This is a genomic window from Arthrobacter sp. Rue61a, from assembly GCF_000294695.2.
In the GTDB taxonomy this organism is placed as follows: domain Bacteria; phylum Actinomycetota; class Actinomycetes; order Actinomycetales; family Micrococcaceae; genus Arthrobacter; species Arthrobacter aurescens_A.
On record NC_018531.1, the window covers coordinates 2485964 to 2512589 of the forward strand.

The 26626-nt window shown below is 62.4% G+C and carries 27 protein-coding genes; 12 read left to right on the forward strand and 15 right to left on the reverse strand.

The features are described 5' to 3' along the window. Position 1: 1 nt before the first annotated feature. The 3 genes from ARUE_RS11265 to tkt are packed head-to-tail and all read right to left on the reverse strand — an operon-like array spanning position 2 to position 4917. Positions 2-1633: a phosphoglucose isomerase-related protein gene (locus ARUE_RS11265; RefSeq protein ID WP_011774783.1), complete on the reverse strand. Its 1632-nt coding sequence runs from the start codon at positions 1631-1633 to the stop codon at positions 2-4. 6 nt (positions 1634-1639) lie between these two features. Then, the gene (tal, locus tag ARUE_RS11270; RefSeq protein ID WP_014921875.1) at positions 1640-2758 is read right to left on the reverse strand and encodes a transaldolase; all 1119 of its coding nucleotides are present in this window, start codon (positions 2756-2758) and stop codon (positions 1640-1642) included. Positions 2759-2790: 32 nt separating this feature from the next. Then, positions 2791-4917, reverse strand: coding sequence for a transketolase (gene tkt / locus ARUE_RS11275; RefSeq protein WP_238324302.1), 2127 nt, complete (start codon positions 4915-4917; stop codon positions 2791-2793). Between the two features lie 428 nt (positions 4918-5345). Between tkt and ARUE_RS11280 the strand changes: the two genes are divergently transcribed. Continuing rightward, positions 5346-6308 carry a heme o synthase gene (locus tag ARUE_RS11280; RefSeq protein WP_014921876.1) on the forward strand — a complete coding sequence of 321 codons (963 nt, stop codon included), beginning with the start codon at positions 5346-5348 and terminating at the stop codon, positions 6306-6308. Between the two features lie 218 nt (positions 6309-6526). On the opposite strand, the gene ARUE_RS11285 is transcribed toward ARUE_RS11280, so the two are convergent. The 4 genes from ARUE_RS11285 to ARUE_RS11300 all read right to left on the reverse strand — a co-directional run bounded on the left by ARUE_RS11285 (position 6527) and on the right by ARUE_RS11300 (position 9875). Beyond that, entirely contained in the window at positions 6527-7075 is a 549-nt protein-coding gene (locus ARUE_RS11285) for a TOPRIM nucleotidyl transferase/hydrolase domain-containing protein (protein ID WP_014921877.1), read from the reverse strand. Between the two features lie 82 nt (positions 7076-7157). Continuing rightward, positions 7158-8102: a COX15/CtaA family protein gene (locus ARUE_RS11290; protein WP_014921878.1), complete on the reverse strand. Its 945-nt coding sequence runs from the start codon at positions 8100-8102 to the stop codon at positions 7158-7160. A 46-nt stretch (positions 8103-8148) separates the two neighbouring features. Further along, entirely contained in the window at positions 8149-8913 is a 765-nt protein-coding gene (locus tag ARUE_RS11295; protein ID WP_014921879.1) for an ABC transporter permease, read from the reverse strand. Then, positions 8910-9875: an ABC transporter ATP-binding protein gene (locus ARUE_RS11300; RefSeq protein WP_011774790.1), complete on the reverse strand. Its 966-nt coding sequence runs from the start codon at positions 9873-9875 to the stop codon at positions 8910-8912. Before ARUE_RS11300 ends, ARUE_RS11295 begins: the two co-directional genes overlap by 4 nt. 109 nt (positions 9876-9984) lie before the next feature. Between ARUE_RS11300 and ARUE_RS11305 the strand changes: the two genes are divergently transcribed. The 6 genes from ARUE_RS11305 to ARUE_RS11330 are packed head-to-tail and all read left to right on the forward strand — an operon-like array spanning position 9985 to position 15138. After that, positions 9985-10806 (forward strand): helix-turn-helix transcriptional regulator, encoded by an 822-nt coding sequence (locus ARUE_RS11305; protein WP_014921880.1) that lies wholly within the window; start codon positions 9985-9987, stop codon positions 10804-10806. Continuing rightward, positions 10806-12269 carry a Fe-S cluster assembly protein SufB gene (gene sufB / locus ARUE_RS11310; protein WP_011774792.1) on the forward strand — a complete coding sequence of 488 codons (1464 nt, stop codon included), beginning with the start codon at positions 10806-10808 and terminating at the stop codon, positions 12267-12269. The genes ARUE_RS11305 and sufB overlap by 1 nt, the downstream gene beginning before the upstream one ends. A gap of 2 nt (positions 12270-12271) precedes the next feature. After that, entirely contained in the window at positions 12272-13585 is a 1314-nt protein-coding gene (gene sufD, locus ARUE_RS11315) for a Fe-S cluster assembly protein SufD (RefSeq protein WP_014921881.1), read from the forward strand. A gap of 21 nt (positions 13586-13606) precedes the next feature. Then, positions 13607-13963, forward strand: coding sequence for a non-heme iron oxygenase ferredoxin subunit (locus tag ARUE_RS11320; protein ID WP_011774794.1), 357 nt, complete (start codon positions 13607-13609; stop codon positions 13961-13963). Between the two features lie 43 nt (positions 13964-14006). Further along, complete coding sequence (sufC, locus tag ARUE_RS11325) at positions 14007-14792, forward strand: Fe-S cluster assembly ATPase SufC (protein ID WP_014921882.1); 786 nt, start codon at positions 14007-14009, stop codon at positions 14790-14792. A gap of 13 nt (positions 14793-14805) precedes the next feature. After that, positions 14806-15138, forward strand: coding sequence for a metal-sulfur cluster assembly factor (locus tag ARUE_RS11330; protein ID WP_011774796.1), 333 nt, complete (start codon positions 14806-14808; stop codon positions 15136-15138). A gap of 115 nt (positions 15139-15253) precedes the next feature. On the opposite strand, the gene ypfJ is transcribed toward ARUE_RS11330, so the two are convergent. Beyond that, complete coding sequence (gene ypfJ, locus ARUE_RS11335; RefSeq protein ID WP_014921883.1) at positions 15254-16156, reverse strand: KPN_02809 family neutral zinc metallopeptidase; 903 nt, start codon at positions 16154-16156, stop codon at positions 15254-15256. 61 nt (positions 16157-16217) lie between these two features. Between ypfJ and ARUE_RS11340 the strand changes: the two genes are divergently transcribed. Beyond that, positions 16218-17609 carry a class I adenylate-forming enzyme family protein gene (locus ARUE_RS11340; RefSeq protein WP_014921884.1) on the forward strand — a complete coding sequence of 464 codons (1392 nt, stop codon included), beginning with the start codon at positions 16218-16220 and terminating at the stop codon, positions 17607-17609. Further along, on the forward strand, positions 17581-18822 hold the full coding sequence (locus tag ARUE_RS11345) for a thiolase family protein (protein ID WP_162486155.1): 1242 nt from the start codon (positions 17581-17583) through the stop codon (positions 18820-18822). Before ARUE_RS11340 ends, ARUE_RS11345 begins: the two co-directional genes overlap by 29 nt. On the opposite strand, the gene ARUE_RS11350 is transcribed toward ARUE_RS11345, so the two are convergent. Genes ARUE_RS11350 through ARUE_RS11360 form a run of 3 tightly spaced genes read right to left on the reverse strand, consistent with a single transcriptional unit; the run spans position 18819 to position 20841 of the window. Beyond that, positions 18819-19448: an energy-coupling factor transporter transmembrane component T family protein gene (locus tag ARUE_RS11350; protein ID WP_011774800.1), complete on the reverse strand. Its 630-nt coding sequence runs from the start codon at positions 19446-19448 to the stop codon at positions 18819-18821. The two genes, ARUE_RS11345 and ARUE_RS11350, sit on opposite strands and share 4 nt — an antisense overlap. Beyond that, a complete protein-coding gene (locus ARUE_RS11355) occupies positions 19445-20194 on the reverse strand; it encodes an energy-coupling factor ABC transporter ATP-binding protein (protein ID WP_014921886.1) in 750 nt (249 codons plus the stop codon). Before ARUE_RS11355 ends, ARUE_RS11350 begins: the two co-directional genes overlap by 4 nt. Before the next feature lie 17 nt (positions 20195-20211). Next, positions 20212-20841 carry a biotin transporter BioY gene (locus ARUE_RS11360; protein WP_043470260.1) on the reverse strand — a complete coding sequence of 210 codons (630 nt, stop codon included), beginning with the start codon at positions 20839-20841 and terminating at the stop codon, positions 20212-20214. Positions 20842-21116: 275 nt separating this feature from the next. Here ARUE_RS11360 and ARUE_RS11365 point away from each other — a divergent pair, with 275 nt between their 5' ends. Further along, positions 21117-22715, forward strand: coding sequence for an ABC-F family ATP-binding cassette domain-containing protein (locus tag ARUE_RS11365; RefSeq protein ID WP_011774803.1), 1599 nt, complete (start codon positions 21117-21119; stop codon positions 22713-22715). Positions 22716-22723: 8 nt separating this feature from the next. On the opposite strand, the gene ARUE_RS11370 is transcribed toward ARUE_RS11365, so the two are convergent. The 4 genes from ARUE_RS11370 to ARUE_RS11385 are packed head-to-tail and all read right to left on the reverse strand — an operon-like array spanning position 22724 to position 24829. After that, positions 22724-23209: a YbaK/EbsC family protein gene (locus tag ARUE_RS11370; protein WP_014921888.1), complete on the reverse strand. Its 486-nt coding sequence runs from the start codon at positions 23207-23209 to the stop codon at positions 22724-22726. Continuing rightward, the gene (locus ARUE_RS11375) at positions 23193-24059 is read right to left on the reverse strand and encodes an SURF1 family cytochrome oxidase biogenesis protein (RefSeq protein ID WP_011774805.1); all 867 of its coding nucleotides are present in this window, start codon (positions 24057-24059) and stop codon (positions 23193-23195) included. Before ARUE_RS11375 ends, ARUE_RS11370 begins: the two co-directional genes overlap by 17 nt. Further along, entirely contained in the window at positions 24060-24335 is a 276-nt protein-coding gene (locus ARUE_RS11380) for a hypothetical protein (RefSeq protein ID WP_014921889.1), read from the reverse strand. It abuts the gene before it with no gap. Then, complete coding sequence (locus ARUE_RS11385; protein ID WP_011774807.1) at positions 24332-24829, reverse strand: DUF3099 domain-containing protein; 498 nt, start codon at positions 24827-24829, stop codon at positions 24332-24334. The genes ARUE_RS11380 and ARUE_RS11385 overlap by 4 nt, the downstream gene beginning before the upstream one ends. A gap of 153 nt (positions 24830-24982) precedes the next feature. On the opposite strand from ARUE_RS11385, the gene fabG reads away from it, so the two are divergent. Together fabG and ARUE_RS11395 are read left to right on the forward strand one after the other, a co-directional pair. After that, positions 24983-25708, forward strand: coding sequence for a 3-oxoacyl-ACP reductase FabG (gene fabG, locus ARUE_RS11390; RefSeq protein WP_043470263.1), 726 nt, complete (start codon positions 24983-24985; stop codon positions 25706-25708). Positions 25709-25824: 116 nt separating this feature from the next. Next, positions 25825-26577: an SDR family oxidoreductase gene (locus ARUE_RS11395; protein WP_014921891.1), complete on the forward strand. Its 753-nt coding sequence runs from the start codon at positions 25825-25827 to the stop codon at positions 26575-26577. Positions 26578-26626: the final 49 nt, after the last annotated feature.

Here is a 26626-nt window from a genome sequence, read left to right on the forward strand (position 1 = left end):
CTTAGCTTTCGAGTGCGCTGGCTTGGGTGGTCAGCGCAGCGACGACTTCCTGGAGTTGGGCGACGCCCGCAGCGCGCTCAGTGAGGTGCAGACGCAACACCGGCCGTCCATGGCCTTCCAGTACCTGGGCATCACCTGAGGCCTGTGCGGCAATGAGCTGGCCGAAGGTGAAGGGGCGCTCCGGGATGTCGAGGTCGGTGGAGGATGCCGCAGTGATCTGAAGGAACACACCGATTGCCGGTCCACCCTTGTGGAACTGACCCGTGGAATGAAGGAAACGGGGTCCCCAACCGAAAGTCACCGGACGTCCGCTGACAGCTGCGAGTTCGTCGCGGATTCCTTCGAGCGGTGCGTAGGAAATACGGTCAAAGTAGGCCTGAACGCTCAAGTAACCATCCGCGCCGAGCTGGGCCAGAAGTGCCTGAACAGCTTCCGAAACAGTGGACGCAGAACCAAGCCAGTCTCCGCCGCGAACCTCCACAGCACCGTCGGTGAAGACAGCGGGGGTGGGCTCCGGTCGTGCATCCAGCAAGCCGCGCGCAGCCACCTTCGCGGCTTCGACGTCGGGCTGGTCGTAAGGGTTGATGCCCAGAAGGCGACCAGCCACCGCTGTGGCGAATTCCCAGACGAACATCTGCGAAGGCAGGCCACCGGCAATGGCGACCTCGTTTTCGCGAAGTTCGACGTCGGCATCCGCGCCTACCAGCCGAACCACCAGGACGTCGTCGGCGCCGTTGGTGGCCTCGGGGGAATCCGGTCCGGCGACCACCGGCAGAACGCCAGTGCCAAGCTTGCCCGTGGATTCGGCGATGAGCTGCTCGGCCCAGTCGGCGAAACCAACAATGCCCGAGCCGTCTTCGGCAATGACGATCTTGTTGCGCAGCGGGCTGGTACCACCCAAGGCGATGCCCAAGGCAAGGCCAATGTTATCGGCTGAGTCCTCGTTAAGGATCTCCGCCGCCTCTTCTGCCTCGTCCAGGAATGCCTGAATATCGACACCCGCCAAGCCACTCGGGACCAGACCAAAAGCGGTCAGTGCGGAGAAGCGTCCACCCACGTTGGGATCGGCGTTGAACACCGCACGGTAGCCGGCCTCGCGGGACGCCTTGTCCAAAGGCGAACCCGGATCCGTGACAATGATGATCCGGCTCTTGGCATCTATTCCAGCGTCGTTGAACGCCTTCTCAAAGACGCGTCGCTGGGAGTCGGTTTCAACAGTGGAGCCCGACTTGGAGGAAACAACAATAGCCGTCTCCTCCAACCGATCAGCCAAAGCAGCACTGACCTGCTCAGGATCAGTGCTGTCCAGCACAGTCAGCTCGACGCCGGCAGTACCGGCAATGACCTCAGGAGCCAACGAAGACCCACCCATGCCACACAGGACAATGCGTGAGACACCGTCTGCACGGAGGGCATCACGAAGTTCCAGAATGTCCCCGACCAGAGCCTGGGACACGGTGGCAGCCTCCACCCAGCCCAGACGGATCGCAGACTCGGACTCCGCATCAGGACCCCACAACGTGTGGTCCTTCGCGAAAATCCGGGTCGCGATCTTGTCCTCGACCAGGCTGTCAATGTGCTGGGCGATGGCTTCTTGCGCGGCACCGCTGGCGTCGTAGCTGATTGTGCTCATGATGGGTTAGGAAGCCTTCCGTGCGGTGACCAGTGCGCCTTCGACGTCGGCGAGGAGTTCCTTCCAGGAGCCCACGAACTTCTCGAGGCCTTCGGTCTCGAGGAGGGTGACGACGTCGTTGTAGGAAACACCGAGAGCTTCCAGGGCGTTGAGGGTCTCGTTCGCTTCGTCATAGGTGCCGGTAATGGTGTCACCGGTGACTACGCCGTGATCGAAGGTTGCATCGAGCGTCTTCTCCGGCATGGTGTTGACCACGCCGGCCGCAACGAGTTCCGTCACGTAGAGGGTGTCCGGGTAAGCCGGATCCTTCACACCGGTGGAGGCCCACAGCGGACGCTGAGGAAGCGCGCCGGCCTCGGCCAGCACTGCCCAGCGCTCGGTGGAGAACAGCTCTTCGTAGACCTGGTAGGCCAGGCGAGCGTTGGCCACGCCGGCCTTGCCCTTAAGTGCCTTGGCTTCATCGGTGCCGATGGCGTCGAGGCGCTTGTCGATTTCGGAATCAACGCGGGAAACGAAGAAGGAGGCCACGGAGTGGATCTTGGAGAGGTCGTGGCCGTTCTCCTTGGCCTGCTCAAGGCCGGACTGGAAGGCATTGATGACCGCGCGGTAGCGCTCCAGGGAGAAGATCAGGGTCACGTTGACGCTGATGCCCTCGGCCAGTGTTGCCGTGATGGCTTCAAGGCCTTCCAGGGTTGCCGGGATCTTGATGTGGACGTTGTCCTTGTTGACCTTCGCGTAGAGGTGCTTGGCCTCGGCGATGGTGCCGGCGGTGTCCCAGGCGAGGCGGGGATCAACCTCGATGGAGACGCGGCCGTCCACACCGTTGGTGGCGGCGGCGATCGGCGCGAAGAGATCGCAGGCGTCAGCGACGTCCGTGGTGGTGATTTCGAAGATGGTCTCTTCAACGCTGGCGCCGGCGGCAGCCTGTGCCGCGATAGTGGCGTCGTAGTCCGTGCCGGAGGTGATGGCGGCGTGGAAGATGGACGGGTTGGTGGTCACACCAACAACGTTCTTTTCGTCGATGAGCTTCTGCAGGGTGCCAGTGTCCAGGCGGGTGCGGGAGAGGTCATCGAGCCAGATGGAAACGCCGGCATCAGAGAGCTGCTGCGTGGGAGTGCTAGACATGTTTTTTTCTCCTGTGAGAGGGGAGCAGACTGTTATGCGTTGACGTCTGCGAGGGAGTCTTTGGCTGCGGCTGCAACGGCTTCGGCGGTGATGCCGAATTCGTTGAAGAGCCGCTTGTAGTCGGCCGAGGCACCGAAGTGCTCCAGGGAGATGGAGCGGCCGGCGTCGCCGACGAATTCGCGCCAGCCCAGTGCAAGGCCGGCTTCAACAGAAACGCGGGCCGTCACGGAAGCGGGGAGCACCGATTCGCGGTAGGCCTCGTCCTGCTTGTTGAACCACTCAACGCAGGGCATGGAGACGACGCGCGCTGCGATACCTTCGGCCTGGAGGGCTTCGCGGGCCTGGACTGCCAGCTGGACTTCCGAGCCTGTGCCGATCAGGATGACCTGGGCGTCAACGGTTTCGCCGTCCTTGGAGGCTTCAGCCAGAACGTAACCGCCCTTGGCCACACCTGCGGTGGAACCGAAGGTGTCACCAGTGGCTTCACCTTCGCCGCGGGCGTAGGTGGGGATGTTCTGGCGGGTCAGGACAATGCCGGCCGGGTTCTCGTGGTTCTCCAGCATGGCCTTCCAGGCTGCCGAGACCTCGTTCGCGTCACCGGGGCGGACGACGTCCAGGCCCGGGATGGCACGCAGGGACGCGAGCTGCTCCACCGGCTGGTGGGTGGGGCCGTCTTCGCCCAGGCCGATGGAGTCGTGCGTCCATACGTACAGGGACGGGACACCCATCAGCGCGCCGAGTCGGATGGCCGGGCGCTGGTAGTCGCTGAAGATCAAGAACGTGCCGGAGAACGCGCGGGTGCGGCCGTGCAGGGAGATACCGTTCACGATCGAGGCGGCAGCGTGCTCGCGGATACCGAAGTGCAGCACGCGTCCGTACGGGTTGCCCTTCCAGGCGTCCGTGGAGCGCGAGGTCGGGATGAACGACGGCGAGCCTTCGATGGTGGTGTTGTTGGACTCCGCGAGGTCAGCCGAACCGCCCCAGAGCTCCGGAAGGACCGGGCCGATGGCGTTCAGGACCTTGCCCGAGGCCGCACGGGTGGAAACATCCTTGCCGGCTTCAAACACGGGAAGGGCAGCGTCGATGCCCACAGGAAGCTTCTTGGCTTCAACACGCTCCAGCAGGGCAGCAGCATCCGGGTTGGCGGACTGCCATGCTTCGAACGAGGTCTGCCAGGCAGCGCGTGACTCGGCACCGCGGTCCAGGACCTTGCGGGCGTGCGCCAGAACTTCCTCGTCAACGTCGAAGGACTTGGCAGGATCGAAACCGAGCACGGTCTTCAGTGCTGCGACTTCTTCTGCGCCCAGGGCGGAGCCGTGGATCTTGCCGGTGTTCTGCTTCTTCGGGGCCGGGTAGCCGATGATGGTGCGCAGTGAGATGATGGACGGCTTGTTCGTCTCAGCCTTGGCTGCCTGCAGCGCGGAGTACAGCTCCTGCACGTCTTCGACGTAGTCGCCGGTCTTGGTCCAGTCCACGCGCTGGGTGTGCCAGCCGTAGGCCTCGTAACGCTTGAGGACATCTTCGGTGAAGGCGATGTCGGTGTCGTCTTCGATGGAGATGTGGTTCTCGTCGTAGATCACCACGAGGTTGCCCAGTTCCTGGTGCCCGGCAAGCGAGGACGCCTCGGAAGTCACGCCTTCCTGAAGGTCGCCGTCGGAGGCGATAACCCAGATGGTGTGGTCGAACGGCGACTCGCCGGCGGGAGCGTCGGCGTCGAACAGGCCGCGCTGGCGACGCTGGGAGTAGGCGAAACCAACAGCGGAAGCCAGGCCCTGACCCAGCGGGCCGGTGGTGATTTCCACACCGGCGGTGTGCTTGTACTCCGGGTGGCCCGGGGTCAGCGAACCCCAGGTGCGCAGCGCTTCGAGGTCCTTCAGTTCCAGGCCGTAACCGGAGAGGAACAGCTGGATGTAAAGGGTCAGCGAGGTGTGACCGGGGGACAGGACAAACCGGTCACGGCCGATCCAGTCCGGGTTCTTCGGGTCATGACGCATCAGCTTCTGGAACAGCAGGTACGCTGCCGGAGCCAAGCTCATCGCCGTACCAGGGTGGCCGTTGCCGACCTTCTCCACGGCATCAGCGGCCAACACGCGAACGGTGTCAACAGCCTTCTTGTCCAGATCGGTCCATGACAGTTCTTGCTCTTCCAAATGTGGCACGAAAACCGAGCCCCTCTCTGTGCTGACGGCAGGCTTACGGACACGGCACGCAGGAAGCACAGGATGGCGCCCGCTGCAATGTGTCTACCAGCCGTTCACCATTGAAACGTTGATCTCTCATCCAGACGCACGGATATCCGAGAATACGGTTTCCCGGATCGTCAACGTGTGCTGATCTGCTCAACAGCTTAGCCCTAAACGTGTCGCGGAACTCAGGGAATCCCACTAACTGGACAGAAATTCCCTTATATGAATCACGATGGCCCGCCTTGGCAGTGAAGATTCGGAAACATTGACGTATTTTGCGGACATCGGGCCACTTCCGGCCACGGTATGATATTTGGAGGCCACCAGCGGTTCATGCGCCCGTGTTTGCTTTCGACAACAGGGACGGCAGCCGCTGCGAGAACCCCAGAGCATAGAACAGAGTGACTGCCGCCGTGAGCACAACTGATACGCCCCTTAACGCGTCCCCGGCCCGGGGAAGCATCGGTATTTCCCGTAAGTTCAAGGCGTATCTGGCTCTGACCAAACCCCGTGTCATCGAGCTGCTCCTGGTCAGCACACTGCCCACCATGATCTTCGCGCAGCGCGGTTTTCCCTCCATCGGACTGATCCTGGCAACCCTCGTTGGCGGTGCCTTCGCAGCCGGCAGCGCCGGCGTGTTCAACTGCTACATCGACCGTGACATCGACAAATTGATGCACAGGACCGAGAAACGGCCGTTGGTGACCGGTGAAGTGACACCACGCGAGGCCCTGATCTTCGCGTGGATTCTTGGCGCCGCCTCCATTGCGATCCTGTGGTTCGGTGCCAACCCTCTTTCTGCTTGGCTTGGCCTCGGCGCCATCGTCTTCTATGTGGTCATCTACACGATGATCTTGAAGCGCCGCACCGCCCAGAACATCGTGTGGGGCGGCGCTGCGGGATGCTTCCCGGTGCTCATCGCATGGGCAGCTGTCACCAACACTGTAGAGTGGCCCGCCATCGTCCTGTTCATGGTCATCTTCCTCTGGACGCCCCCACACTACTGGCCGCTCTCCATGCGTTACGGAGAGGACTACCGCAACGCGAAGGTGCCCATGCTCGGCGCAATCGCCGGCGCGAAAGTGGTTTCGGTGCAGGTTGTCCTCTACGCCTGGGCCATGGTTGCCTGCTCCTTGCTGATGGTCCCCGTAGGCGGTGCCGGCTGGGTCTACACCATCGCGGCTGTTGCTGCGGGCGCATGGTTCCTCTACGAGAGCCACGCACTGTACAAGCGCGCACAGGGTGGCGACGTCTCCAACAAGGGCGCCATGAAGGTCTTCCACGGCTCCATCAGCTACCTGACGCTACTCTTCATCGCGTTGGCCGTTGACCCCTTCGTCGGCTCGGCGATCGTCGGCAGCTAGCCCCGGTTCCTCAAGTCTTCACGCAAAAGCGCGACGTCGGCACTCACTCCGGGTGCCGACGTCGCGCTTTTCGTTGCCCCCAACCCTCTCTCACATCCCTCGGGCTTGAGCCCAACCCTCTCTCACATCCCTCGGGCTTGAGCCCAACCCTCTCTCACATCCCTCGGGCTTGAGCCCAACCCTCTCTCACATCCCTCGGGCTTGAGCCCAACCCTCTCTCACATATCGAATGATGCAACCAGGCGAGCGAGAGGGGGAGGCGCCTGTCCGTGCGGTAGCGCGGCGACCAGCAGGGGAGCGTATCGAATCTTGTTGCCGCTGCGTCCGCCGAAAAACCGGCGCAATTGCATCGTTATGGGTTGGTCCCGCAATGAAGGCTGGCGTTGAAGGAGCTCGAACGACGCGAGCTCGCCCTGGTCTTCGATGACGCTAAGCACGGCTTCAATGCCAAGGCAACGGATGAGTTCATCCTCCAGATCAGCATCACAGACCTGGAACCCGAGCTCCTCCAATGGGCCGACCCCCAGACCTGCCCTGCTGAGGGCGCGGGCAACTCCCGGAGACTCTGCTGAGTCGCAGAGGCCCAGCAACCTGTGACCGGCGCCTTTCGGACCGTAGAGCTCGAGGAAGTGGACTATGCTCGTGGCGCCGCCCATCGGCACCACCGAGATTCTTCGCGCGCCGATGTCATATCCACTGAGGGCGGCCAGTGCCTCGACCGCCAGGCGGTCACTTTCACCCTCTACCAGTACTGTCGTCGACTCCATGGGGACAGTATGCCGGACGCTATGCCGGCCAATCCGGCTGGACCCCAAACCCAAGTACTGTCAGGGAGCATCGGTGGTGGAGCTAGTTGGCGGGGCTGTGCTTCGCTACATCAGCGGCGTTGGTGGCCGCACTCATCAACACGGCAGCACCGAACATGTGCGCGCCGACCAAGAGAGCCGGAATTCCGTTGTAGTACTGCGTGAAGCCGATGACCGCCTGCAGCAATGTAACGCCGAGCAGAAGGTATGCGGCCGTGCGGAACGGGCCCCCAATCTTGTGACGGACCACCAAGTACACCGCGAACAGTGTTCCTGCCGTGATGAGGTAGGCCGGTACGGCGTGGATATGCGAGAAGAGATCCCAGTCCAGGTCATTCCGCGGAGCGTCTGCATCTCCTGCGTGGGGCCCGGCGCCAGTGACCACAACACCCAGCATCACCGAAAGTGCCGAGAAAGCAGCGACAGCCATCATCAGGGGGCGTGCGATGGAGGGGAGCGCCGGAAGGGTGCGGTTCATGAAGCGGCCGGTCCGCCCATAGGCCCGGTTGACCAGCAGTGTGGCAAAGACCACCAGGGCCATGGAGACAAGGAAGTGCAGCCCGACAACCCACGGGTTGAGGCCGGACAGAACGGTAATACCGCCAATGATGGCCTGGGCCGGGATGCTTGCAAGGAGCCCCAGGGCAAGGATGAAGAGGTCGCGACGTTCCTTGCGGAGGTTCCACAAGTACACGAGCATGAGCGCGGCAACGGCCGCGAGGGCGAATGTGAGCAGGCGGTTGCCGAATTCAATGAACCCGTGGATGCCCATCTCCGGTGTATTGACCAGGGAGTCGTTGGTGCAACGGGGCCACGTGGGGCAACCCAGCCCCGAGGCGGTGAGGCGGACGGCACCACCGGTCACCACAAGAACCGTCTGCCCAATGAGGGACAGCAGGGCCAACCGGCGTACGGCCTTGTTAACCTCGGTGGGCAACTTGGACGTGAATCGCTGGATGGTTTTCGGGAGGCGCGATGCCGTGCTCACAGTTTTCTCAACTCTCAGTTCTGAATGTTGGTGGATACCAGGTTGCTTAGTTCCACTTAAACCAGCGGATGGCTGCAGCGCCGGCCAGCACTGTCCACAGCAGGAGGATCACAACGGCAGGGAACGGGACGGCCCCCGCCAGGAAGGCGTCCCGGAGTGCTTGGCCCAGCGCACCGGAAGGAAGGAATTGGACGATGCCCTGCAGCAAAGAGGGCAGTCGTTCGGCCGGTACCACTATGCCGCCCAACGCTCCGAGGAGAATCCACAGCAGGTTGGTGATCGCAAGGGTAGCTTCGGGCCGTACCGTTCCAGCCACGAGCAAGCCCAATGCGGTGAAGGCAGCAGCACCGAGAACCAGCAGACCGAGCCCCGGAAGCCAGGCCTCCGGCCGCGGCTGCCATCCCAGCAGACCGGCAACGGCCCCTACTACCAGCACTTGGAGGAACAGAACCACCAGCACGGCGAGGATCTTGCCCGCGATGAGCCCGCCCCTGCCAAGGGGAGTGGTGGAAAGAAAGCGGAGAACTCCGTATCGGCGATCAAAACCGGTAGCGATGCCCTGACCGGTGAAAGCCGTGGACATCGCGCACAGTGCGAGAATTCCCGGGGTCGCAACGTCCACACGGGAGCCACCAAGGCCATCCAGCATCGGGGTGACCACCAAGCCAACGAGCGCCATCAGAGGCAGCACGATGGCGAGAATGAGTTGCTCACCATTGCGGAGCATGGTGATGGTCTCGTAGCGCCCCTGCTGCATGATCCGGCGCGGCAAGGATGCCGGCCCGGCGTTGGGGGAGAGAAGCTTGCTCATCGGAGTTCCCTTCCGGAAATGTCCAGGAACACGTCCTCCAGGCTGCGGGCTTCCAATCGCAATGAGGCAGGCATGATGTTCCGTTCAGCCCACCAGGCGGTGAGGGCCGCAAGGTCCTTCGGCGTGAGTTCACCAGTGATGGTGTAGCTGCCCGACCGGGTCTCGGTGACCTGGAGGCCCGCACCAAGCACGTTGGCAAAGTTCAGCCCGGCCGGAGCATCAAAGTACAGTGTCCGGTCCGAAACAGCGGATTCGGCGGAATGGTCATGTCGAAGCAGTTCGGCGACTGTTCCTTCTACAACGTTATGACCGCCGTCGATGATGTAAACATAATCCGCCAGGCGTTCGGCATCATCCATGAGGTGAGTCGTCAGGACGATTCCCATGCCTGCGTCCCGAAGTTCCGCGATGAGATCGAAGACCATCTGGCGTGACTGTGGGTCAAGCCCCGCGCTGGGTTCGTCCAGGAACAGGATCTCCGGGTTTCCTACCAAGGCTGCCGCCAGTGCCAGCCGCTGCTTTTGGCCACCCGAAAGACGCCGCACGCTGGTCCTGCTGAACTGGTTGATGCCCAGCCGCTCCACCAGGGCGTCAACGTCCATGGGCTTTTGGTACATGCCGGCAATGTGCCGCAACAAAGGTATGGGACGGGCCGACGGCGGGAGGCCGCCGTCCTGGAGCATCACACCTACGCGGGACCTCAAGCCCGCTCCTGCCGTGTCCGGGTCCTCGCCAAGGAGGGAGATTTTTCCGTCCGTTCGCTTCTGCAGGCCTTGGGCGCATTCCAGAGTGGTGGTTTTACCTGCGCCGTTAGCCCCCAGCAGGGCGGTTACTTGGCCGCGTTCGGCCACGAGGGACAGCCCGCTGACCACCCTGAGCATTTTGCCGTCAAGGGAGGCCAGGGGGCCTACGTCCTTAATGAGTCCATCTATAGTGAGGACAGGGGAATCGGGGGATCGCACCAGAGTATTCTACGGGAAGTAGTACGGTCACACTTGGCGGGCGGCGCAGGTCAGTCTTGCCTTACTGGATGCATGAAACAAATTACGACATGATTGTGTTGTGTATTCCATGAGCAGTCCAACTTCCATGCCCTCAACACGGCATGCTGCAGCGGCAGAGGCATTCGTTGCCTCGCCTGCGCTGCCGGACGCGGATGACCGCACACGGGACCGCGTCTTGAGCGCCGTCCTGGAGAACGGCCCGGTAAGTGCCGCGGAACTGGGCGACCTTCTAGGATTTACGCCGGCTGCGGTGCGGCGGCACCTTGACCACCTGGAACGCACCGGCGTCATCGAAGTCAAGCGTGTGGCCAAAGCCGGTTCCGGCGCAGGCCGTCCGGCCCGACGATATGTCCTTAGCTCGCAGGGGCAGTCCAAGCTAGGCGACGATTACCTGAATATTGCCAGTTCGGCACTCAGGCGCCTTCAGGAGCTTGCCGGCGAGGACGCAGTCCGTGAGTATGCCGAAGAACGCTTCTCGGACATGGAGCGCCGCTACGCCCCCGAGGTGGAAGCCGCCGGTAGTGACATCACGGCGCGCGCAATGGCGTTGTCGAAGGCCCTCAGCCGTGATGGCTTTGTTGCCTCGGCCCATTCCATTGAAGCCAAGGCCCCTCTGCCGGCCGCGTTGTCCAGCGTTCAGCTGTGCCAGGGCCACTGCCCGATTCAGCGGCTCGCCGCAGAGTTTCCCGTGTTCTGCGACACCGAGACCAAGGTCTTCTCGCGTTTGGTGGGCGTAGATGTCCGGCGCCTTTCCACCCTCGCGCAGGGCGGACACGTCTGCACCACCCACATACCTACCGGGCGCCCGGCTGCCACGGCATCCCCAGATGTCGCAGTGCAGCCCGGGAACCCGTATCAGGAATCAAACAACCAGCAAGAAAGGCCGTGATGACGGACCAAATAGCAGAGAAAGCGGTAGCTGACGGCACTGTGATCTCGGAGATTCTGGAGAAGAATCCCGAACTGCACGGTATCGGAAACTACGAGTACGGCTGGGCCGACAAGAACGACGTAGGCGCCAACGCCCGTCGTGGCCTCAACGAGGAGGTCGTCCGTGACATCTCCTCGAAGAAGAACGAGCCCGAATGGATGCTCGATCTGCGGCTCAAAGGCCTGAAGTACTTCGACCGCAAGCCCATGCCTACCTGGGGTGCAGACCTCTCCGGCATCGACTTCGACAACATCAAATACTTCGTTCGCTCCACTGAGAAGCAAGCGGCAACATGGGAAGACCTTCCGGAGGATATCCGGAACACCTATGAGAAGCTGGGCATTCCCGAAGCTGAGCGCAGCCGCCTTGTCTCGGGCGTCGCTGCCCAGTACGAGTCCGAGGTTGTCTACCACCAGATCCGTGAGGACCTGGAAGCCCAGGGTGTCATCTTCCTGGACACTGACACCGCCCTGCGCGAGCACCCGGAGATCTTCCAGGAGTACTTCGGCACCATCATCCCGGTGGGCGACAACAAGTTCGCTTCGTTGAACACGGCCGTATGGTCCGGCGGATCGTTCGTGTACGTGCCCAAGGGCGTTCACGTGGACATCCCGCTGCAGGCCTACTTCCGCATCAACACGGAGAACATGGGCCAGTTCGAGCGCACGCTGATCATCGCTGATGAGGACTCTTACGTCCACTACATCGAAGGCTGCACGGCTCCGATCTACACCTCGGATTCCCTGCACTCGGCCGTCGTGGAGATCATCGTGAAGAAGGGCGCCCGCGTCCGCTACACCACCATCCAGAACTGGTCCACCAACGTGTACAACCTGGTGACCAAGCGCGCCATCTGCGAGGAGGGCGCCACCATGGAGTGGATCGATGGCAACATCGGATCCAAGGTGACCATGAAGTACCCGGCCGTCTACCTCGTTGGTGAGCACGCCAAGGGTGAGACGCTGTCCATCGCTTTCGCCGGCGAGGGCCAGCACCAGGACACGGGCTCCAAGATGGTGCACATCGCGCCGAATACCAAGAGTTCCATCATTTCCAAGTCCGTGGCCCGCGGCGGCGGACGTGCTGCTTACCGCGGCCTCGTCCAAGTCCGCGAAGGCGCCAAGCACTCGGCCAACACGGTCCGTTGCGATGCCCTCCTGGTGGACACCATTTCCCGTTCGGACACGTACCCGTACATCGACATCCGCGAGGATGACGTTGTCATGGGCCACGAGGCCACCGTTTCACGCGTCAGCGAAGAGCAGCTCTTCTATCTGATGTCCCGCGGCATGCCTGAAGACGAGGCCATGGCCATGATCGTGCGCGGCTTCATCGAGCCGATCGCCCGTGAATTGCCCATGGAATACGCTCTTGAGCTGAACCGCCTGATTGAACTGCAGATGGAAGGGTCCGTCGGTTAACAATGACTGATATCACTACTGAAAAGGCGCGCATCGGCGCGCCCTCGGCCCAGCCGTTTATCAACGGCTTCACCGAGGAAGGCGAGAACCTTTCGCCCGTCAACACCGGAACGAACACCAGCACGACGTCGGAGCAGCCTTCCGCTGGTCCGCTCGCCGGCGCTTCGGCCAAGAGCCACTCGCACGGTGGCGGGGTCGGCATCCCGGACAGTTCCCGCGCCGGCCGCCTCACCTCATACAAGTTGGCAGACTTCAAGCCGCTGAACGGCCTCGAGGAAGACTGGCGCTTCACTCCGCTGAAGCGCCTCCGCGGCCTCCACACCGAGGTCCTCAGCGGCGCAGCTCCGGCTGTCAGCGTTACTGCACCGGCCGGCGTTGTTGTTGAAACCGTTGGACGCGATGACAAGCGCATCGGCAAGGCTGCCATTCCGGAGGACCTCGTGTCCGCCAACGCTTGGGAGAACTTCGCCGAAGCTACAGTCGTCACCGTGCCCGCCGAACTGCAGGCCGACAGTGAAGTTTCGGTCCTGATCACCGGCGCCGGAGAGGCTCCTTCTGCCCAGCACATCGTGATTGTGGCGGAGCGTTTCTCCAAGGCTGTGGTGGTTCTGGACCACCAAGGCAGCGCGGTTGTCTCCGAGAATGTGGAGATCATCGTTGAAGACGGCGCCGAGCTGACCGTCGTCTCGCTGCAGGAATGGGCCGACAACGCCGTTCACGCGTCATCGCAGCAGGCAAAGATCGGCCGCGACGCCAAGTTCAAGCACATCGTTGTCAGCCTTGGCGGCGACCTTGTACGTGTCACCCCGTCCACGCGCTTCACTGCCCCCGGCGCCGACGTCGAAATGTTCGGTCTGTACTTCGCCGATGCCGGTCAGCACCTTGAGCAGCGTCTCTTCGTTGACCATGCAGTGGCCAACTGCAAGTCCCGCGTCCTCTACAAGGGTGCTCTTCAGGGACGCAATGCCCACAGCGTCTGGGTTGGCGACGTCCTGATCCGTAAGGAAGCTGAAGGCACGGACACCTATGAGGCCAACCGCAACCTGGTCCTCACGGACGGTGCCCGCGCTGACTCGGTTCCCAACCTTGAAATCGAAACCGGTTTGATCGAGGGTGCAGGCCACGCCAGCGCCACCGGCCGCTTTGATGACGAGCACCTGTTCTACCTCATGGCCCGCGGCATCCCGGAAAAGGTTGCCCGCCGTCTGGTGGTCCGGGGCTTCCTTAACGAGATCATCCAGCAGATCAAGGTCCCGGCAATCGAAGAGCGCCTGACCGCAGCTGTTGAGCGCGAACTCGCCGCGACCGACAACTAAGACAGGCCAGGCAGAGCAACAATGAGTGAAGAAACCAAGGGCGAACTGGTATGCAACGCCAATGACATCCAGGTCAAGCAGGCGCTGCGTGTCCTGATCGACGACTACCCCGTAGCCATCGTCAAGGACTCGATGGGCGATATCCACGCCATCGCCGATACCTGCTCGCACGCGGACATCTCGTTGTCCGAGGGTGAGGTTGAAGGCTGCGCAATCGAGTGCTGGGGACACGGTTCCCAGTTCGACCTCCGCAGCGGACAGCCCCTCCAGCTGCCTGCTTACGACCCCGTGCCCGTATTTGCCGTCACCATCGATGGCGACGACGTTTACGTGGACGTGACCAACGTTGTGAACGGCGCCTCGGTAGATAACTACTGAGCGCCCAGTACCGCCAGACTTACGAACGGAAAGAAAGAAGAGCATGTCAACTCTTGAAATCAAGGACCTGCACGTCAGCATCGAGACGGAGCAGGGCACCAAGGAGATCCTGAAGGGCGTCAGCCTCACCATCAAGACCGGTGAAACGCACGCCATCATGGGCCCCAACGGCTCGGGCAAGTCCACCCTTGCCTCCACCATCGCCGGTCACCCGCGCTACAACGTCACCAGCGGCACCATTACGCTGGACGGCGAAGACGTTCTTGAGATGAGCGTCGACGAGCGCGCACGTGCAGGCGTCTTCCTGGCCATGCAGTACCCGGTAGAGGTTCCCGGCGTCACCATGACCAACTTCCTGCGCACCGCCAAGACCGCGATCGACGGCGAAGCACCGGCCCTGCGTACGTGGACCAAGGACGTCAAGGCTGCCATGCAGCAGCTCCGTATCGACGCCGACTTCGCACAGCGCAACGTCAACGAAGGCTTCTCCGGTGGTGAGAAGAAGCGCGTTGAGATCCTTCAGCTCGAACTCTTCAAGCCGAAGTTCGCCATCCTTGACGAGACCGACTCCGGCCTGGACGTCGACGCTTTGAAGGTTGTCTCCGAGGGCGTCAACCGCGCCCACGAAGAGGGCAACATGGGCACTCTGCTCATCACCCACTACACCCGCATTCTGCGCTACATCAAGCCGGACTTCGTCCACGTGTTCGTTGACGGCAAGGTTGTTGAAGAAGGCGGACCCGAGCTCGCAGACCGTCTTGAAGACGAGGGCTACGACCGCTACGCCCCAGGCGCCGGCGTTGCCGTTGCTCCTGCTGTGCAGGCCTAGTTAGGATCGTTCCATGACCGAAATCAACACGGCGCGAACCAGCCTCGAGGACGTCGAGGAAGCGCTCAAGGACGTCATCGACCCGGAACTCGGGGTCAATGTGGTGGATCTGGGCCTTCTTTACGGACTCAAGTACTCCGATGAGGACGGCGCGCTTCTGATCGATATGACACTGACCACGGCGGCCTGCCCGCTGACGGACGTGCTTGAAGAGCAGGTGGGCAAGTCCCTCGACGGCGTGGTTGATGATTGGCGCCTGAACTGGGTGTGGATGCCGCCTTGGGGTCCCGAGCGGATCACCGACGACGGCAAGGACCAGATGCGGGCCCTCGGCTTCAACATCTGATCAGCAGTTTTTCGCTCGCTACCAGCGGGCACAAGGAAGGGTTCCGGGCCATTGGCCCGGAACCCTTCTTCGTCTTACCTTCCAGCCCTGTTCTTCCAGCCCTGGCCTTCCAGCTCTAGGGCGCTGCAACTCCGAAGGTGTCGCACTTGTTGATGTCACCTGTGGTGTAGCCCTGATAGAACCACTTCTGCCGCTGTTCACTGGATCCGTGCGTCCACGATTCCGGGGACACGCGCCCCGTAGCCGCCTCCTGGATGCGGTCATCGCCGACGGCGGACGCGGCCGAGAGCGCGTCCTGCAGGTCTTGTTGGGTCAGGGGATCAAGGAAAGGCTTGCCGCTGGCATCCGTCTGTGTCGTAGCGTGGCGAACCCACAGACCGGCAAAGCAGTCGGCTTGGAGTTCCACCCGGACTGCTCCCGACTGCGGACCCTGGGGGTCCTGCTGTGCTTGGTCCAAGGTGCCCAGGATGTTTTGGACATGGTGTCCGAATTCGTGGGCTACTACGTACTCCTGTGCCAGTGGTCCTCCCGACGAGCCGAAGCGGGTGACCAGGTCATCGAAGAACCCGGGGTCAAAGTAGGCGGTGGTGTCCGCAGGGCAGTAGAACGGTCCCACGGCACTCGTGGCTGAACCGCAACCCGTGGTGGTGGCTTGGCTGAAAATGACGGTATTTGGCCGTGGATACTGCACGTTGTAGTCCGCAAGGTAGTCAGGCCAGAACGCATTAAGGCTGTTCACGGTGCCCGTGATCCGGCAATCCAGCCGCTTGTCCGCATCAGCGCCGGTCTGGCACTCCTGGACACCTCCGGCACCACCGCCACTTTCGACGGCGGGTGGCTGGCTACCGCTGCCCGTCAGGTCCCCGAGGATGTTGGGATTGATACCGAAGAGTGCCAGCAGCAGCACCACTATGCCCCCTCCGATGCCTCCGCCGATCTTGGTGCCGCGGCCCATGCCACTGCCACGTCGGTCTTCCACTTGCGAGGGGTCCAGCTGCGCGCCGTCATTGAAACTCATACAGTCAGAATAGACGTCACTATTGGTGCCCGGTGCCGGACACTGCAGTAAAATTGCGTGGATGCCTTTCCTGGACAAACTTCAGCTCTGGGCCGAGGAGCGCCCGCACGACGCCGCCGTCGTTGTGGGCAGCAGCCGGCTCACCTGGGCGGGACTCCGCGACGCTGCAGCAGGGCTGCTCGGTGATGCGACTGCCACAACTGTCCTTGCCGAGCCCAACTCCGTTCGCTTTGTGGAGCGGTACACTGCTGCGGTGGCGGGGGAGCGGCGCTGTGCCGTACTGGACCCCGAATGGCCGTCGCCAATGATCGAAGAAGTCTCGTCGCGGATCATCGAGGCCATCACGCCGGTTGAGACCGGGCTGGTGGATGGAGATCCGTCGAGTACCTTCCTGATCGGGCTTACCTCGGGCACCACCTCTGTCCCCAAAGCCTTCACCAGGTCCCGCCGTTCCTGGCAAGTGTCCTTCGAAGCTTCGATCGAGTTTTTTGGCCTCTCGCAGGACGACCGGACCCTTGCGCCGGGCCCTTTGTCAGCCAGCCTGAACTTGTATGCACTCTCGGAGTGTCTGTACGCCGGAGCTGCATTCCACACCCTTGAATCGTTCGACGTCGGCGACGCCCATGCTGCCATCAGTCACGATGGCATCACCCGCCTGGTCCTGGCACCCACTGCGTTGAGGTTGCTCAGCGAGCGGGGTCTCGCAGGGGACGTTGATGCTTCCGGCATTCGCAGCATTATTTGCGCAGGTTCCAAGTTGGATGCCCGGACGTTGGAAGCGGCCCGGCGTTGGGCGCCCCGCGCCGCCATCTACGAGTATTACGGGGCTTCGGAGTTAAGCTTTGTTTCCGGCACCCGTTTGGCCGCTGGTGAACCCTTGGACTCCGGTGGTACCGGAATCGGCTTGCCGTTCCCGGGCGTGGAGCTGAGTATCCTCGATGATGCCGGCAGCCCCCTCCCGGACGGTGAGCACGGAAATATCAGCGTTCGCAGCGGAATGGTCAGCAACGGCTACCTTTGGGGCGACGATGGACAAGCCTTGCGGTGCCTTGACGGTTGGTACACCGTGGGGGACCAGGGCTTCCTGGACAACGGCACTCTTCACATCCTTGGCCGCCGCTCGGACATGATCATCACCTCGGGAAAGAACGTTTACCCGCACGAGGTAGAGCTTGCCGTCGCATCCGTGCCGGGTGTGGATGTTGCGGTTGCAGCGGGTGCGCCCGACGATATCCGCGGCCAAAAGGTGATCGCCGGCGTCGTACCTGTGTACGGTGCGGTCACTGCCACCCAGCTCCGCACAGGGCTGGATGGTCTGCTGGCACGGGACAAGTGGCCGTTGCAGTACTACTTGTTGGCGGAGCTTCCCATGACCGACCGTGGCAAGGTCAGTAGAAAAGTCCTGCTGGACTGGATCAAGAACCATGACCCCCGGGCACAACTCCTTGGGTAGCGGAAGCCCCGTGGCCAGCGTCGAGGAGCTGCAACGCGAGTCCGACGAATCGCGGCAACCGGTTATCATCGCCGCGCTCCGCTCTCCGATCTGTCGTGCCAACGGGCAGCTGAAGCATCTCCGTGCGCCGGATCTCCTGGCACCCGTGTTGGGTTCCCTCCTGGAGACAGCGGGCGTGGACCCCACGGACGTGGACGATGTCATCATCGGGAACGCCGTGGGCGGAGGCGGTAACGTGGCCAGATTCGCTGCACTCCAGGCAGGGATGCCCATCACAGTGCCCGCCCTCACCGTTGACCGGCAATGCGGCTCGGGTCTTGACGCCATTGCACTGGCGTCACGCCTGGTTGCAGCCGGCGGTGACCCTCTGTATCTGGCCGGTGGGGTGGAAAGCATCAGTACCGCTCCGGCCCGGGCCAACAGAACCGACGACGACGAACTCGACTTCTACTCCAGGGCCAGTTTTGTGCCGCCACAGTTCGGCGACCCTGACATGGGTGTTGCTGCGGAGAACGTGGCCCGCGAGTTTGGCGTGACACGGCAAAGACAAGACGAGTACGCGCTCCGGAGCCATCGCCGTGCGGTCGACGCCGCGACGGCGGGCACATTTGCGGATGAGATCGTTCCGCTCAAGAACAACGAAAAACTGGTGGATTCCGACGACGGCCCCAGGGCTTCCCTGCGGGCGCCGCTGATGGCCAGGTTCCCTGCTGCGTTCGTGGCCGGGGGAACGGTCACGGCAGCGAACTCATGCTTCGACGCAGACGCCGCGTCCGCCGTCGTCATCACGTCGCTCAAGCGGGCCCGCTCCATGGGTGCGACGGACGGGCTGCTGGTGCTGGGATGCGACACCGCCGGCGTTGATCCCACACTCCTTGGCATCGGAGCCGCCCATGCCGCCGAACGGCTCCTTGACCGTCACGCGATGGCCGCGGGAGACATTGATCTGATTGAGTTCAACGAGGCCTTCGCCTCCCAGGCCATCGCTTGCCTGGATCACTTGGGTGTGGATCCTGGCAGTGCCAACCTGGATGGCGGCGCACTGGCCCTGGGTCACGGCTACGGCGCCTCAGGGGCGGTCCTGGTGACGCGGCTGATGGCCCAGGCGCGCAGCCGATATGCCTCCCAAGGACAGAGCCCCATGGCGTTGGCAATGATCAGCATTGCAGGCGGCATGGGAACCGCAGCGCTCCTGCAGTACGCCAGGCTCTAGTCCCTCAGGTCCGGTTCGCCCAACCCGCGGGCTGCCAGAGCGTCACCCGTTTGCCGGGCATACGCCACGGTGGTGATGAACACGGGCAGAACCAGCGCTCGGGGATTGCGTTCAAGCCCTCGGGCCCGCGCTGAGTCCCGGACGTCCGAGAAAGCGCCCGCTATGTAGGGGATGCTCCTCAGCATCACCGCGATGGTCAAGGCGAAGCGCTCCGGGTCGGCACCGAAGCGCCGGAACGGTTTTGCGAGGGCCACCACGCCATCCAACAGGTCCTGTACGGGAGTGGTTGCGGTCAGCACTGAGGCAGCCACCACGCAGACCAGGACGTTCAGGACGATGCGCCCTGCGGTGGGGGCCCCGAGTTGCCACCATTGGAAGAGTCCGATGACCAAGAGGATGGGCGTCACCATCCACACTGCACGCAGGAGGCGGCGGAACCCGGCGCCCGTGAGCAGGAACAGGCCGCACATGATGGCGAAGATCACAAGGGATACGGCCCAGTCCACAATGAGGAAGGATGCCGTTCCGCAAGCCGCCACCACCAGGAATTTCAGCCACAGGGGAGTGCGGTGGATGATCGAGTTCCCTCGCACGTAGTTGGCGATCAGGAAGCCATGCCCCCTCATCTCGGCACATCACCTAAGCGGGCGCCATGCCCGACGTCGTCCAAGGCAGCCGCGCACAGTGCACGGTAACGGGCGACGCCGTCGGCAGCACCGCCGTCGAACACGATGCGTCCGGACTCCACCACCAACACCCGGTCCATATCGAGCGCGAGGTCCAGATCGTGCGTGGACATGATCACCTGCTGGTCCAGTCCGGCGATGGTTCGCCGCAGGAGTTCGCGGTTCCTCAGATCAAGGAGGGTGGACGGCTCGTCGAGAACCAAGACTGTGGGGTCGACGGCAAGGACTGCGGCCAACGCCAACAACTGCCGTTCACCACCGGAGAGTTCGTAGATGCTTTGATCGGCCAGATGAAGCAGGCCGAAGCGATCCAGCACTGCTTCTGCCCGCGCGGCCCGCTCCTTGGAGTTCTTGACGGAACGGCGTAACGAGAGCTCAACGTCTTCCCGCCCGGTAGGCATCACCAACTGTGACAGGGGATCGGTAAAGACGAAACCCACATTGCCGCGGACGCGGCGTACATCGGAAACAGAGTCGACGCCGTGGACCACAACCGTGCCAGCGCTTGGAACAACCAGGCCGTTCAGGAGCCGTAGCAGCGTGGATTTCCCGGATCCGTTGGCTCCGATCACCGCGATCCGGCGCTCGGTCAGTTCCAGGGAAAAGTCGTGCAGCAGGGTCTTGGGCACGTCGCTGCCATCAACCGCGACGTGCACCGAGACCCTGCTGAAACAGATGGAGTTCATGTACTGATTGTTCCCGCTTACTTGACCCGGCGCACCAGGACGTCCGGGAAGGCCTTATGAATCGCCACGGCGATGATCACGGCCAGGACGTTCTTGATGATGTCACCGGGGACGAAAGGGAGGTCGGCGAGGACGGCCTTGGGAAAGTCCAACTTCGCATTGACCATCATGCCCAGGACGCCAAGTGCGTGGATAACCACGATGCTGCTTACCATGGCCGCTGCGAAGAGCCACAAGGCACGGAACTTAACCGTCCTGCGGATGACCACCGCCGCAAGATAGCCGGTTGCCGCTGCCGCCAGTGGAAACGCGATGATGTAACCAGCGGATGGAGTGGCAAGGATACCCAAGCCACTGCGGCCACCACTGAAGATCGGCAGCCCGGCGAAGCCAAGCAACACATAGAGGCCGACGGCGGCGAAACCGCGCCCGGCGCCCAACACCAGTCCGCTGAGCATCACGGTCAGGGTCACCAACGTGATGGGAACGCCAAGGGCGCCTACCGGAATACCGGGGACGATCGCGGAGGCTGCCACGAGGGCAGCGAAAACCGCGATGAGGCCCAGATCGGTGGCGGTCCAGCGTTTGCGGGACGTGGTGGTGCGCTGCCCAGTGGCAGAGGCAGCGGCAGAATCGGTCTGGCTCATGACGGTCCTAACGGGTGTGATGCGATGCGATGAAAATGTTTGTTTCCCCTCTTGTCGAGGGTACGGAGGGATCGAATGCCGGATTTTGGAGCCTTTCCACAATGCTGAGCGGGAATTCTTTGGCCGTTGGCACAGTTTTCCTCTCCGTAGGCCGATGTCAGCCCTCGGCCGGGGTACCGGTAGACTTGAACAGGCTGTTCTCACGGCCGCCCCCGCCGCACTTATCGGACCCACCGGTCCCCGCGAGCGTTCCCCATTGAAAGGCATCACCCGAATTGATTACCGTCCAGGACCTCGAACTCCGCGCTGGCGCACGCCTGCTCATGGACCAGGTCAACTTCAGGGTGGACAAAGGGGACAAGATTGGACTCGTCGGACGTAACGGTGCCGGCAAGACCACCCTCACCCGGGTCCTCGCCGGCGAGGGGCTTCCCGCAGGCGGAAAAGTCACCCGCAGCGGTGAGATTGGTTACCTTCCGCAGGACCCGCGGACACCGGACATGGAACAGCTCGCCCGCGACCGCATCCTTTCCGCTCGCGGCTTGGACGTCGTGGTGGGCAAGCTCAAGAAAGCCCACGAGGATATGGCAAGCGATGATGCAGCCGTCCAGCGCAAGGCCATGAACCGCTATGACCGCCTGGAGGCTGAGTTCCTTTCGGGTGGCGGCTACGCTGCCGAAGCTGAAGCCGCTGCGATCTCCTCCAACCTCGCGCTGCCGGACAGGCTCCTCAACCAGCCGCTGAAAACACTATCGGGTGGCCAGCGGCGCCGTGTGGAGTTGGCGCGCATCCTGTACTCCGATGCGGAGACCTTGCTCCTCGACGAGCCCACCAACCACCTTGACGCCGACTCCATCACTTGGCTGCGGGACTTCCTTAAGAACCACCAGGGTGGATTGATCGTGATCAGTCACGACACCGACCTGCTCGAAGCAACGGTGAACAAGGTCTTCCTCCTGGACGCCAACCGTGCCCAGATCGACTTTTACAACATGGACTGGAAGCGCTACTTGCTCCAGCGTGAAACGGACGAGCGCGCCCGGAAGCGTGAACGCGCCAATGCTGAAAAGAAGGCGCAGGTCCTGATCGATCAGGCCAACAAGATGCGTGCCAAGGCAACCAAGGCCGTGGCTGCCCAGAACATGGCCAAGCGCGCTGAGAGGCTCTTGAGCGGTTTGGAGGCCGTACGCGAAAACGACCGCGTGGCAGCTCTGCGGTTCCCGGATCCGTCTCCTTGCGGCAAGACCCCCTTGACGGCGGAGGGATTGAGCAAGTCTTACGGTTCGTTGGAGATTTTCACGGACGTGGACCTTGCTATCGACCGCGGCTCCAAAGTGGTCATTCTTGGACTCAACGGTGCCGGCAAGACCACTCTTCTGCGCATGCTGGCTGGTGTCGACAAGCCGGACACCGGCGACATCATCCCCGGACACGGCCTCAAGGTGGGCTACTACGCCCAGGAGCATGAGACGCTCGACGTCGACCGCACGGTCCTGGAAAACATGCGGTCTTCAGCTCCGGACATGAAGGATGCCGAAGTCCGAGGCATCCTGGGCTCGTTCCTCTTCTCCGGTGACGACGTTGACAAGCCCGCAGGCGTTCTCTCCGGCGGTGAGAAGACCCGGTTGGCCCTGGCTACAATTGTGGCCTCCAGCGCCAACGTGCTGCTCCTCGATGAGCCCACCAACAACCTGGACCCTGCAAGCCGCGCCGAAATCCTGGGCGCACTGAAGAACTACAGTGGCGCCGTCGTCATGGTCAGCCACGACGAAGGTGCTGTGTCAGCGTTGAACCCGGAGCGCGTTGTGTTGCTCCCGGACGGCGTTGAAGACCACTGGAACGAAGACTACCTGGACCTCATCACGCTGGCGTAGGGCCTGGGCTAGCGGACCTGGAGAGGTTCCGCGGCGGTGATTCGTGCCAGTTCTTCGTAGCTGATGGAGAACATTGAGTTGTGATCTCCTGCGCCGGCCCAGAGGACCGGGTGCGCTTGGAGTGAGATGTCCAGAAGCGTCCTGATCTTCCGGGGGTGGCCCACCGGCGCAACTCCGCCTATTTCCTGGCCAGTGTGTTGCAGCACGAATTCCGGCCTGGCACGGCGGATCTTTCCGATGCCCAGCTGATCGGCCACCATCGTCGTGTCCACCTTCGCCGCACCGCTGGCGAGGATAAGCAGGGGCTCGCCGTCGAAATCGAAAATCAGGCTGTTGGTGATCGCCGCTATATCGCAGCCAAGGGCCGATGCTGCCGCAGCCGCTGTGGGCACCTTTTCCTTGAAAATCCGGACCGTGTCCTCTGCACCAGCCGCTATCAAAGCAGACCGGACGTTCAGGACGGGATCATGAAACAGTTCAGTAGCCTTGTGCATCCAGAATGGCGTCTTCCTCTTCTTCGGACGTGGGCCGTTTGTTTTTGCGGGGAGCAGGCGTGCGCTTCTTGGGCGTGCCACCGGCGGCAAGGATGTGCTCGTCCTCTTCCTCTTCTGCGTCGATGGCCGCGTTCCGGGCCTGTTGCCGCGCTGCGTATCCGAACCCGATAAACATCAAGACGCCAAAGGCGAACCACTGCAGGGAGTAGGAGAGATGCGTGCCCTCTTCCGTGGCTGGCTTAGGGAAGGGCGTGGGCATGGGTTGCACCGCAGGAGTCTCGCTTGCCAATTGCCCATAGGCTCCCGTGGCTATGCCGTAGGGGAGTTCAGTGGCAAAACTGGCCAGGTCAATGGAGGCGAGCTGACCGTCCACGGCGCCGCGGTCCAGCTTGGGCTCTGCCGGCTTGAGGCGGGCGACCACGGTCACCTCACCTGTGGGAGGCGCGGGAACGACGTCGGGACGGCCAGGTGTGTCGTTGCCGATCGGCAGCCAGCCGCGGTCAATCACCACGGCTTCGCCTGTAGTCAGCCGGAAAGGAACTACGACGTCGTAACCTGGCTGGCCGTTCAGCGGCCGGTTTCGCACAACCCGCTGACCATCGAGGTCGTAGCTGCCACGCATCTCAACCTGGGTCCATTCCCTTTCAGGATCCAGATCCTGAAACTGGTCCTTGATCTCCGCGAAGGGGATAGGGGTGGCCGAGTAGTTGCTCACCACACGATTGATTTCCGCCAGCGTTTCAGCCCTGCGGTCCATCTGCCAACGGCCCAGAAAAACGCAGGCCGTGGCGAAGATAACAGCCAGCACGAAATACCCCAGCCACTTGCTGGAGAAAAGGAAACGGTACATTCAGCCGGCCTCATTCGATGTTGCTTCACTCGCCGTGAACGGCACGGTTTCTTTCCACAGGCCGCGCGTCTGCAGGTAGTCCTCCAGCCAGTCCCGGTGGTCTCCGCACGAAAGCCATACCTTGCGGCGATCCGGCGTGTGGATCCGGGGATTGTTCCACAGGAGTTGCCACTCAGCGCCGGCACGGCATCCCTTGCGGGAGCACAACGCAGGAACCGTGGCGCGTTCGGCCTCCTGGCCGGCCGCCCCTAAGCCGCCAAGATTAAAGATATTCATGAAGCCGCCCGTTCGTCGCCGGGATGTCCGGCCTCGCTTGCACGGCCCGCTGCGGGGCCCGCTTGATTGCTTGGTGGTTCTTCATCCACCAGTTCACCTTGGAGCACTGTTGGTGCGTCTGCAGGAGTTTCTTCCGGCTCTGAGGAACGTTCTATTTCCGGGACGGCCACGTAGTCCAGCAAGGACTCGCTATGGTCCTCGGCTTTGTCGTTGCCGTTGGCGATGACCACAGCGATCCATGGCAGGAACACTGCGCCTGCGATGGCGATGATCTTGAACCAGCCGTCCACCACGAAAATCAGGATGATGCAGACCATGCGGATGCCCATGGCCACCGCGTACTTGATCATGCGATCACGCATGTCTTCGGAGTGTGCCGCAGCGGCATCTGTGATGCTGTGGACTTCGGGGTCGCTGGAAACAGCGTCCGGTTCCCCGGGCACTTGCTGCAGGGGACTGTTTTCTCGTGTCACAACTGAATCATCACGCTCCAAAGGCCTCTTCCAATTCTCTCACCAAGGCTGTACCCGCCCAAACCGCGCTGGTTTCCGGTTACCCGCGGGTTGCAACGAGCTGCGGATAGGATCGACACAGGAAAATCCCCCTTCATTGCGGCATACGAATGCCGCGGAACCTGGAGCGAAAGCATGTCTGAAGCAGCATCCACCGGCCGCAGCGTCCTCATTACCGGCGGCAACCGGGGCATCGGCCTCGCCATTGCAGAATCGTTCCTTGCCAACGGTGACAAGGTTGCCGTCACCTACCGCAGTGAAACAGATCTGCCTGAGGGCATCCTGGGCGTCAAGGCCGACGTCACGGACGAGGCATCGATTGACGCTGCGTTCAAGGTTGTTGAAGAGGCGCATGGGCCAGTGGAAGTGCTGGTAGCCAACGCAGGCATCACCAAGGACACGCTGCTGTTGCGGATGAGCGAGAACGATTTCACCTCAGTTCTGGACACCAACCTGACCGGCGCCTTCCGGGTCATCAAGCGGGCCTCCAAGGGCATGATCCGGCTGCGCAAGGGTCGCGTGGTCCTCATATCATCAGTCTCGGGTCTTTACGGCGCCCCCGGCCAAATCAACTACTCCGCTTCCAAGGCCGGAATGGTGGGCATCGCACGGTCACTGACCCGCGAACTCGGCAGCCGCGGTATCACTGCCAACGTAGTTGCTCCGGGTTTCATCAACACGGACATGACCGCAGAACTGCCGGAGGAAACTCAGAAGTCCTACTTGGCCAATGTTCCTGCGGGACGCTTCGCCGAGGCTTCGGAAGTCGCAGACGTTGTTCGCTGGGTTGCCAGTGACGAGGCAGCGTACATCTCCGGCGCCGTGATCCCGGTTGATGGCGGACTGGGGATGGGCCACTAGGCCACTAGGCTGCACAGCAGATTTTGTCCGGGACCAACAACGGATTTCTTTCCTGCCGCTGGCATGATGGAAGTCGAGCCCACGGAATTTGGATGAAGTGAACAAAAGGAGCACGAATGGGAATGCTGGATAACAAGACCGCCATCGTCACGGGATCTTCCCGCGGAATCGGCGCCGAAGTTGCCAAGATCCTCGCAGGTGAGGGTGCCGCCGTCGTGGTTAACTATCGCCAGAAGGCGCCTCGCGCCAACAAGGTAGTAACCGAAATCCAGGCAGCAGGCGGGCGCGCCGCTGCCGTAGGCGCGGACCTGACAACCGATGAAGGTGTTCACGCGCTGGCAAGCACCGCCATGGAGGAGTTCGGGTCCCTGGACGTACTGGTACTCAATGCCTCCGGTGGCATGGAGTCGGGCATGGAAGAAGGGTACGCACTCAAACTGAACCGCGATGCCCAGATCAACATGCTCAATGCAGCCGTTCCCCTCATGCCCGAGGGTTCGCGCGTGGTCTTCGTCACCAGCCACCAGGCGCACTTCGTCGAAACCGTACCCACCATGCCCGAGTACGAGCCCGTGGCAAAGAGCAAGCGTGCCGGCGAGGACGCCCTGCGTGCGCTCCTGCCGAACCTTGCCGACAAGGGCATCTCCCTGGTTGTTGTATCCGGCGACATGATCGAGGGCACCGTGACGGCGACCTTGCTCGATCGCTCCAACCCGGGAGCCATCGAAGCTCGCCGCGCAGAAGCCGGCAAGCTGTACTCCGTGGAGGAATTCGCGGCCGAGGTCGCCAAGATGGTGACCGCGGACGTCGAATCCGGCCACACCGAATACGTGGGCGGCTCCGACTACTTCGGCAAAACCGCCGAGTAGCGCGCACAGCAAACCAGCAGCGGTCCGGGACATACGTCCTGGACCGCTT